Genomic DNA, 7,855 nt, shown 5'->3' on the forward strand with positions numbered 1-7,855 from the left:
AGGGCAGGCGTGTTACCTGCACCGGACGTATTTAGACGGGGATCGGAAAGCCTCGTTAGAGGTGGTTAAAAAAATGAACTCACTACAAGAAGACAGTCAGTTAGCGCATGTCCAGTCGGTAGCTATCCGCCTGTTTCCGGTGGACTCCACACTGGGTATTGCCGAAGGTATCGAGACGGCATTGTCCTGTAAGCAAATTTACGGCGTCAACACGTGGTCAACCATGAACGCCGGGCATATGGCGAAATTTATTGCCCCTTGTGGCGTCAAGCACCTGATTATCTTTGCAGATAACGACTGGAGCGCCACAGGGGAAGCGGCTGCATATGTATGTGCCAATAAAAATTTACTGGCTAACAACGATATTGAAAAGGTGAGCGTCAGATACCCCGATCTGGGGGATTTTAACGACTTGCTACAACAAGGTTGTCAAGCCAGAGAAAGGATATTTACGAAAAAGACAGCGGAGACAGCATAATAATGAAACTGGAATCAGCCCTGAAACATTTTCATCCGAAGTCACCGACTTTCAGCGATGCGTCAACCAGTACCGCACCGGACAGAATGAAAGGTATGGATACCGCGGCGGCTTTAGGGATGGCTGAATCACAGGCCAAGTTCGGGATGGCAGCGTTTTTCGCCAAGAACGATGTCAGCGAGCAAGACAAGTTCAGCACCGTAGAAGCGCTGACCCAATACGCAAGGCGAAGAGTCCCCAAATTGGTAGCAAAAGCGGCAGGGAATAAACTAGGCCCTTGTCTGGTGATCTTATCGAAGATGGCGTTTGAGGATTATGCCCGTTCAGCTGCGTCAACCTGTCAGTGTTCGGAATGCAGAGGGAAGGGGTTAATCAAAAAGCGGCAGTTATCGGGTGCAAAATTCTATCGGGCGAAAATCTTGGGTAACTACGGTTATTGTGAGGCAGATCCTCGATATGAAGATATAGAAGCGCTATGCCAAAAATGCAATGGCAAAGGCGTCCTGTCAAATCGTTGTCGCTGCAAGGGAAGAGGTATTGTACTTGATGAGGAAAAGACCGCATTGCAGGGCGTACCGGTTCATAAAATCTGCCCCCGATGCGCAGGTCGGGGTTATAGCAAAGTGCCTTCGTCAGTGGCTTATGCGGCAATCAAGGCTTATGTACCTGATCTGAACGAAAGGACATGGCGGCGGAACTGGAAGCCTTTTTATCAAACGCTGGTGGAGAAGTGCTACTCGGAAGAAAAACGCGCCGAAATTGCATTCAGTGAGGTGACAAAATAAACCGTTGCATTTTGTCCGGCCTTGGCCTACTATCTTCAAATAGTGGGAATTTGTAACTATACTCACTACGAATATCTAAGCCTCGCGTTTGCGAGGTTTTTTTGCTTTCTTGGAAGGGATATTTAAATCCATCGAGTCGGGTATCGTGCCCACAGCACGTAATATTTAATGAACCGTGTGAATTGGTTGTTATAGAAGCTGCGCGAATTGAATCGGTAGGATTAATTGACGTTTCCCTAGTTCAGAGAAACGCCATTAGTACAATTTAGGTTAGGTAATTCACCTTTTATGTTTACCTACCAGTTTGATTTCACCGTAATTACCTTCTCTACTAATCGTCCAATTTCTTTATTGTTTCTGATGACTGATAATGTTTCTTGCAGCAACTCACGAATATTTTTTGGAAGTTTTTCAGGTATTAAACTTTCCACATCTTCAAGTTGACAGCCTCCTTCAATAATATCAATTAATTCACGGGATGCATTTATTTTTTTCAATGATTTTATTTCATCGGGCTGAAATATAAATCCTTCTGCTTCATCAATGGATATTATTTTTTTTTCAAGAGAGTACAGTACTCCTACGATTAAAAAACTAATGAATTTCTCTGCATGTTTCTGTTCAATAGTATAACAAAGTTTCATTATGGTATACTCCAGCGATTCACTACTTTCACATTGAATACTTGACCACTTTCATGCTGAAAATAATGAATGGATACTTTATTTCCATTAACAGTACCATTTTTATACACTTTATACCATTTTCCTGCTCTTACTTCTCTTAGATCTCGCAATAAGTCTTTTCTGTTAATGATATGCTTAGTTGTTCCATCTTGGACGGGCCTAAATCCTTTAGGGTATTGCGGTGCATCCTTGATTGATTTGTAAGTATGCTTAATGCCACTTGACTCATGTTTATTTTGAGTTTTCTGAGTATTCGAAGGTTTAGAAGGTCTTGGAGGTTTTGGTGGTTTTGGTGGTTTTGGAATCTTAATGCCTAAGATTTGATGTGTGTTTTTCTCCTGAGCTGATGCTTGAAAGCTGTGCCCAGAAAAGGGAAGTGACACTAATATAAGGCTAAATAAAACTTTTGCGAATCGATTCATATGAATACCCTCAATATGAGTAAATCGGTTTTAAAATATTCTCATTACAGAATTAGAATGACTCTGGTGTAATATGAGGCATTATATAAATACTCAATTAAACGGAATTAAAACCAGAATCGATTTGCTTTGGATAAAGTATTAATAAAAGATAAATAAAATTGATTTTTAAAAATAATATAGTTGGTGAAAACTTTGGATTCACAACTCAACTACCTAAGAATCCTCGGTAGTTCAAAATCCCGCCCAAGTTCGGGATTCAGAGGAATATTCCAAGGCTGCGCATGGCGTGGCCTTTTTGTTTTCTGGAGGTTATGTGAAATACAATTTGATTTATGCAGACCCTCCTTGGGAGTACCGTGATAAGTGTAAGTCTGGCAATAGAGGGGCTGGATTCAAGTATCCACTAATGTCGATTCAGGATATATGTCGTCTACCAGTTTGGGATTTAGCTGCCCCTGATTCCTGCCTGTTAGCCATGTGGTGGGTGCCATCAATGCCAAACGAAGCTCTTGAGGTAGTCAAATCATGGGGATTTCGTTTTATGACCATGAAAGGTTTTACATGGCACAAGGTTAATAAGCATCGTGGTAATAGCGCTATTGGGATGGGGCATATGACCAGAGCCAATAGTGAAGACTGTTTGTTCGCGGTAAAAGGCAAATTACCTAGACGGTTAGATGCGTCAATATGTCAGCATGTAACAGCATCAAGAATGGAACACAGCGCTAAGCCCCCAGTTATCAGAGATAAGCTCGTTCAATTGTTAGGTGATATACCAAGAATAGAGTTATTTGCTCGTGAAAAGGTTACTGGTTGGGACTGCTGGGGGAACGACTGCGATAGCTCTGTGAAGATCAAAAATGCGACAATTATCAGTGAAGCAGCTTGATTAAAATGTTAATGATTACTCTCCTATTGCTTGAATGGAGATTGTCTATGGAAACATGTTCAGGTTGTGGTTATTCATTGAGAGACTCTCAGGTAGTAGAGTCTACAGATATTCTTTATAAATCTTGCCCAAAATGCTCTTCGGAGGCTGGGCGTCATGTCTATTATAAATATGAAGATTTTGGCATGAGAACAATGGATGATGGTCGCTATATTGTGCAATCATGGTGTCCATCGTGCCGATCAAGTGAAATGCCAGTTACTCCTCCTGAATTTACATGTTAACAAAAATTAATTAAATCAAGGTCGCTGAGGCGGCCTTTTTGTTTTGCAACCCTAACCATTTGATATTCATTCGATATCGGAATTCCGATAACGGCACCTGTTTATTGTCTGGCTGCACCAACAGAGCGGGAGGCGGAGCAGTGAAATACATGGGAAGTAAATCCCGTATCGCAAAATATGTTGCGCCATTCATTCTGGAACGCATGACGACAGAGACAGTTTATGTTGAGCCGTTTGCAGGCGGTATGAACATGGTGAGTTACATTAATACCAAACACAATGGCCCCATTATTGCTGCCGACAGCCACGAATATCTGATTGAAATGTGGAGAGCGTTGTTATCTGGCTGGCAACCTCCGGGGCAAATATCACGAGAGCAGTACTACGCGGTAAAGAACAACAAGGATGAAATTCCTCATCTAACTGGCTGGGTGGGGTTCAACTGTAGTTACGCGGGTAAGTGGTTCGATGGGTACGTGGGAGTCGGGCGGGTCAAATCCGGGCGCGTTCGTAATTACCAATTGGAGGCTATCAACAATATCCAGCGACAGATAATTAATCTGGATGGAGTGCAATTGTTGTGCACTGATTATAAAGAACTGAACATACCGGATGGTGCAGTCGTCTACTGCGACCCGCCCTATGCGAACACCCGGCAATACCGCGATGCATTTAATACGATTGAGTTCTGGGATTGGGTGCGTGAATTATCGAACCGCTGCACGGTGTTTGTTAGCGAATACACTGCCCCGGATGATTTTGATTGCATCTGGTCGCGTGAAATTACTAGCGGTATTTCTGGAACAAAAACAACATCAATTGAATCACTATTTGTGATGAAATCATGATTAATTATTAACTCACTAACGAGGTGAATGATGGAAAAGCGTATTGAAGAACTTGAAAGCAGAGTTGTAGAATTGGAAAAACAGCTCACTGGTTGCTTGCGCACTGTTCATAATAAATTGAAATATAATGCAATTTTTGAAGGTAAAATAAACTTACAGCCCACATAAAATGTAGGCTGTAAATTATTAACTCACGACTTTAAATGAATCAACTATGTCAGCGAGTCTGTTAATAGCTTGTGCTACTTCAGGAGGATTAAGGCTTGCATCGTCTCTTAGACATCTCACAATTTCATCTTTTATTGGATGACTTAAAGCAGAGACAGCTGTTGCCGTATATGCAATAGCACCTTCTAGTGCAACAATTCGAGTCATTATTTCATCAGTTGTAATTTGTGACATAAAACTTCCTTTCACAGAGGTAATCAGCCATCCCTCTGTGGGTTGATTAATATTTGGCTGACCTGACAGCTTAACTTAACTATCAACCCATTACTTTTAACCGACTCACAGGGGCGACCATAACTCACCCCACGGACGCCCATTGTTCAGATGGGGTGGAATATGAAGATGAAAGAGAACCCAGACTTTTGGGTGCACCTCGGTGACTGGCTGGTCTCGGTAAGAGAGCAGGGCATCGGGGCAGCACTCGCAGGGACAATGGCTTTCCTCCAGGGCCGCTATCACGGCGGGGGATGGCTGCGAGTCTCTATCGACGCTTTTATGTGTGCCATGTTCGCGTGGTTCATTCGTGATGTATTAAATCTTATCGGTCTGAATCCTGATTTGGCCTACATCTGTAGTGTGGTGATTGGCTACTTGGGCACAGATTTTATCGGTCAGTTGCTGCGTAAGGCGGCAGAAAAAAGAGCGGGGGCAAATAATGGCGAGGGGCATTGATAATCACAATCCGGGCAATATCGATTACAACCCAAAGAATAAATGGCAGGGTCAAATCGGAATTGAAACGGGGGTAAAAAACCCTCGGTTCTGTCGGTTCGAGTCACCAGAGTATGGCATTCGGGCACTCATGAAGCTGTTGAGAAATTACCAGCGCGACTATGGGCTAAAAACAATTACTGGAATCATTAGCCGATGGGCCCCTGATAACGAAAATAACACAGGCGCATATATCAATGGTGTTGCAAACGAAATGAATGTCGTGCCACATCAACTTATAAGCACTTTCGATAAACCCACGCTGATTGCGTTGGCTAAGTCGATCATTCTGCACGAGAACGGCAAGCAGCCTTATTCCGATGATGTTTTCACACGGGCATTTGAGATGCTATGAAACTCAACAGCCAGTATTTCACCCTCGGTGCCTTGGTGATTGTCTCTGGCCTGCTCTGGTTCTATTACCGTGAGTATCAGGACAAGGCCGAAGAATACGCTAGGCTAAAGCGACAGTATGATGTACAGGTCATCGCGATAAACGAGCAGCAAGAACGCATCAAAACACTCCACGAATTGGACAAGACTCACACTCAGGAACTCGCCCATGACAAGACTGAAATTGACACTCTTCGGGCTGATGTTGCCGCTGGCCGTCGCAAGTTGCGCATCCAAGCCGTCTGCCCCGTGCCTAAAACCGTTACCTCCGTCGGCGTGGGCGATGCAGGAACCCCACAACTTACCGAAGCAGCTCGACACGATTATTACCGTCTCCGAGAAATGATGCTGGAGAACGAGCGGCAGACTAAGTATTTGCAGGATTATATCAACACTGAATGCAGAGGAAACAATGGAAAACCAACACCGTAAAATCACGGGCTACCGTGAATTAACCCAAGATGAAATTGATTGCATGAACAGGATTAAAGCGATGGGTGAGGAATTAGCCCAGCTCTATGACTATCTTGTGGTTACCAATACACAAACGGGCAGTCATCAAATTGATATACGTTGGCTGAATGAAGGCCGCACTGACCTACAAAAAGGGATTATGTGCTGGGTTCGTGCCGTGGCTCAACCAACAACATTCTGACTGATTGCCACCTCAGAGCAAATGATTCTCGGGTTGCAGGAGCGATCCTGTCTCCTGCTTGATTGTTATTATAAACAGTATTTAACCGTTTTATCCGGATTTAACAAAAGACAGGCAGCTATACAATCTCCATATGTTATGGGTGATAAAGCAAAAGGTAAGCAGATATAAGAATAAGTCTGCATTGAAGTTAAAAGAGTTGTGCCTGCTACTAGGCAAAGAAGAAGATATTTTTTCATAATCATTCTCCCTATTTCGCTTGAATTAACATAACTGCAACAACACGTAAACCCATTTCCGCCCAATAACAAGCGAATAATGCTTAACAATTAATTACTCTCTGAAACTAAAGGCAATATTTTTGTATTCATTCCCTGAGTGGCTACCGGAATATTGATAACCCATGCTGCCACCCGTTCCCACCGCGTACCCAACGCATACGGGATGGTGGCATTTTTATTTTCATCGCGCACCGAAAGCGCCGCTTAATTACACCGAACCTAACCCTATAGAAATGAGCCTTCGAGGTAACCAGTTATGGCTGGCGAGCCTTCGGTGGGCTGGTATTCCTATTTCGGCGAAGGTTCATTTCATAGAGCAGGTAAACGTTATGTCCAAAGCATTAGTTTTCAAAGAACGTGAAGTTATTCCTTTTGATAATGGTGATGGGAAGATTTGGTTTACTGCAGAGACGCTGGCAGATTTGTTGGGGTATGCAAACAGCAATAAGGTTTTAAATTTGTATAACCGTCACAGGGATGAGTTTACAGAAAGCATGACAACCGTAACCAAAGTGAGGATGGATGGAATAAACAATAGCTTACGAGATGTCAATACTCGCTTGTTCTCATTGAGAGGCGCTCATTTAATTGGGATGGTGTCCCGGACAAAAGTCGCTAAGGAACTGCGGAAATGGTTATTAGATCTGGCTGATAAAGAAAGCAATGCATGCACCCCATCCGTTGAATACACAATTCAACAGATGCAGGACATTGTAACAAAAGCCCGAAAGGCGTCTGATGAAGATTCCTCTGATGCTGGTCGCAGACTGAGAAAGCGACAAGGCGACCTAGTCACCCTCGATAGAGCCGAAAAGTTGATTGATGATCTTGGTCAGATGGCTCTCGGGTTGGTTGGCGGCGGTAAACAGGAAATCGAGCATAGGTTGTGATAGTTAGCACACTTTCACGCTGGACAAAACGGATTAACCAACTGTTTTACATAACTGTTTTGAGCACACCTCTTCAGGTATATCGATATCGATACACCTTTGCGTCGGGTTATCGCCGTCTGTCGGTATTAGCTGAGACATGAACCTTAGCATCGAGCGTACAGACAGAATCAAAAATAACCCATGCCACCGTGTAGGACGGATCATTATCAGCAACATCCGCTGTAGGCAGGCGAAGTGATGTGACAGCCGGAGAGACGGCTTACATTGCCATCATGATTCAGAGAGTCGTGATCGCTATG

General features: G+C 43.6%; 15 protein-coding genes. 11 read left to right on the forward strand and 4 right to left on the reverse strand.

The features are described 5' to 3' along the window. Together Xvie_RS19460 and Xvie_RS19465 are read left to right on the forward strand one after the other, a co-directional pair. Nucleotides 1-478, forward strand: a 478-nt coding sequence (locus tag Xvie_RS19460; protein WP_208612644.1) for a toprim domain-containing protein, incomplete at its 5' end; no start/stop codon positions are given. A gap of 2 nt (nt 479-480) precedes the next feature. Next, complete coding sequence (locus Xvie_RS19465) at nt 481-1,263, forward strand: antitermination protein (protein WP_086110773.1); 783 nt, start codon at nt 481-483, stop codon at nt 1,261-1,263. 296 nt (nt 1,264-1,559) lie between these two features. Here Xvie_RS19465 and Xvie_RS19470 read toward each other — a convergent pair whose 3' ends face one another. Then, a complete protein-coding gene (locus tag Xvie_RS19470) occupies nt 1,560-1,907 on the reverse strand; it encodes a DUF3969 family protein (protein ID WP_086110774.1) in 348 nt (115 codons plus the stop codon). Beyond that, the gene (locus tag Xvie_RS19475) at nt 1,907-2,371 is read right to left on the reverse strand and encodes a hypothetical protein (RefSeq protein WP_086110775.1); all 465 of its coding nucleotides are present in this window, start codon (nt 2,369-2,371) and stop codon (nt 1,907-1,909) included. The genes Xvie_RS19470 and Xvie_RS19475 overlap by 1 nt, the downstream gene beginning before the upstream one ends. Nucleotides 2,372-2,687: 316 nt before the next feature. On the opposite strand from Xvie_RS19475, the gene Xvie_RS19480 reads away from it, so the two are divergent. The 4 genes from Xvie_RS19480 (at nt 2,688) to Xvie_RS21850 (ending at nt 4,563) form a co-directional block, all read left to right on the forward strand. Next, nucleotides 2,688-3,263 carry an MT-A70 family methyltransferase gene (locus Xvie_RS19480; RefSeq protein WP_086110776.1) on the forward strand — a complete coding sequence of 192 codons (576 nt, stop codon included), beginning with the start codon at nt 2,688-2,690 and terminating at the stop codon, nt 3,261-3,263. 47 nt (nt 3,264-3,310) lie between these two features. Beyond that, on the forward strand, nt 3,311-3,547 hold the full coding sequence (locus Xvie_RS19485) for a hypothetical protein (protein WP_086110777.1): 237 nt from the start codon (nt 3,311-3,313) through the stop codon (nt 3,545-3,547). A 149-nt stretch (nt 3,548-3,696) separates the two neighbouring features. Further along, a complete protein-coding gene (locus tag Xvie_RS19490) occupies nt 3,697-4,395 on the forward strand; it encodes a DNA adenine methylase (protein WP_086110778.1) in 699 nt (232 codons plus the stop codon). Between the two features lie 30 nt (nt 4,396-4,425). After that, nucleotides 4,426-4,563 (forward strand): hypothetical protein, encoded by a 138-nt coding sequence (locus tag Xvie_RS21850; protein ID WP_167376333.1) that lies wholly within the window; start codon nt 4,426-4,428, stop codon nt 4,561-4,563. Nucleotides 4,564-4,581: 18 nt separating this feature from the next. On the opposite strand, the gene Xvie_RS19495 is transcribed toward Xvie_RS21850, so the two are convergent. After that, complete coding sequence (locus tag Xvie_RS19495) at nt 4,582-4,797, reverse strand: hypothetical protein (protein WP_086110779.1); 216 nt, start codon at nt 4,795-4,797, stop codon at nt 4,582-4,584. A 168-nt stretch (nt 4,798-4,965) separates the two neighbouring features. On the opposite strand from Xvie_RS19495, the gene Xvie_RS19500 reads away from it, so the two are divergent. Genes Xvie_RS19500 through Xvie_RS19515 form a run of 4 tightly spaced genes read left to right on the forward strand, consistent with a single transcriptional unit; the run spans nt 4,966 to nt 6,382 of the window. Continuing rightward, entirely contained in the window at nt 4,966-5,295 is a 330-nt protein-coding gene (locus Xvie_RS19500; RefSeq protein WP_208612646.1) for a phage holin, lambda family, read from the forward strand. Continuing rightward, complete coding sequence (locus Xvie_RS19505; protein ID WP_086110781.1) at nt 5,279-5,689, forward strand: structural protein; 411 nt, start codon at nt 5,279-5,281, stop codon at nt 5,687-5,689. Before Xvie_RS19500 ends, Xvie_RS19505 begins: the two co-directional genes overlap by 17 nt. Next, complete coding sequence (locus Xvie_RS19510) at nt 5,686-6,159, forward strand: lysis protein (RefSeq protein WP_086110782.1); 474 nt, start codon at nt 5,686-5,688, stop codon at nt 6,157-6,159. Before Xvie_RS19505 ends, Xvie_RS19510 begins: the two co-directional genes overlap by 4 nt. Next, nucleotides 6,140-6,382: an Acb2/Tad1 domain-containing protein gene (locus tag Xvie_RS19515; RefSeq protein WP_086110783.1), complete on the forward strand. Its 243-nt coding sequence runs from the start codon at nt 6,140-6,142 to the stop codon at nt 6,380-6,382. Before Xvie_RS19510 ends, Xvie_RS19515 begins: the two co-directional genes overlap by 20 nt. 329 nt (nt 6,383-6,711) lie before the next feature. On the opposite strand, the gene Xvie_RS21855 is transcribed toward Xvie_RS19515, so the two are convergent. Beyond that, the gene (locus Xvie_RS21855) at nt 6,712-6,855 is read right to left on the reverse strand and encodes a hypothetical protein (RefSeq protein WP_167376334.1); all 144 of its coding nucleotides are present in this window, start codon (nt 6,853-6,855) and stop codon (nt 6,712-6,714) included. Nucleotides 6,856-6,992: 137 nt separating this feature from the next. On the opposite strand from Xvie_RS21855, the gene Xvie_RS19520 reads away from it, so the two are divergent. Continuing rightward, a complete protein-coding gene (locus Xvie_RS19520) occupies nt 6,993-7,553 on the forward strand; it encodes a BRO-N domain-containing protein (protein ID WP_086110784.1) in 561 nt (186 codons plus the stop codon). Nucleotides 7,554-7,855: the final 302 nt, after the last annotated feature.

Origin of the sequence: Xenorhabdus vietnamensis (genome assembly GCF_002127535.1) — a bacterium.
GTDB lineage: Bacteria > Pseudomonadota > Gammaproteobacteria > Enterobacterales > Enterobacteriaceae > Xenorhabdus > Xenorhabdus vietnamensis.

Coding starts and splice junctions, on each gene's coding strand:
- Xvie_RS19465 (WP_086110773.1), top strand. CDS start 481: ATGAAACTGGAATCAGCCCTGAAACATTTTCATCCGAAGTCACCGACT.
- Xvie_RS19470 (WP_086110774.1), bottom strand. CDS start 1,907: ATGAAACTTTGTTATACTATTGAACAGAAACATGCAGAGAAATTCATT.
- Xvie_RS19475 (WP_086110775.1), bottom strand. CDS start 2,371: ATGAATCGATTCGCAAAAGTTTTATTTAGCCTTATATTAGTGTCACTT.
- Xvie_RS19485 (WP_086110777.1), top strand. CDS start 3,311: ATGGAAACATGTTCAGGTTGTGGTTATTCATTGAGAGACTCTCAGGTA.
- Xvie_RS19490 (WP_086110778.1), top strand. CDS start 3,697: ATGGGAAGTAAATCCCGTATCGCAAAATATGTTGCGCCATTCATTCTG.
- Xvie_RS21850 (WP_167376333.1), top strand. CDS start 4,426: ATGGAAAAGCGTATTGAAGAACTTGAAAGCAGAGTTGTAGAATTGGAA.
- Xvie_RS19495 (WP_086110779.1), bottom strand. CDS start 4,797: ATGTCACAAATTACAACTGATGAAATAATGACTCGAATTGTTGCACTA.
- Xvie_RS19500 (WP_208612646.1), top strand. CDS start 4,966: ATGAAAGAGAACCCAGACTTTTGGGTGCACCTCGGTGACTGGCTGGTC.
- Xvie_RS19505 (WP_086110781.1), top strand. CDS start 5,279: ATGGCGAGGGGCATTGATAATCACAATCCGGGCAATATCGATTACAAC.
- Xvie_RS19510 (WP_086110782.1), top strand. CDS start 5,686: ATGAAACTCAACAGCCAGTATTTCACCCTCGGTGCCTTGGTGATTGTC.
- Xvie_RS19515 (WP_086110783.1), top strand. CDS start 6,140: ATGGAAAACCAACACCGTAAAATCACGGGCTACCGTGAATTAACCCAA.
- Xvie_RS19520 (WP_086110784.1), top strand. CDS start 6,993: ATGTCCAAAGCATTAGTTTTCAAAGAACGTGAAGTTATTCCTTTTGAT.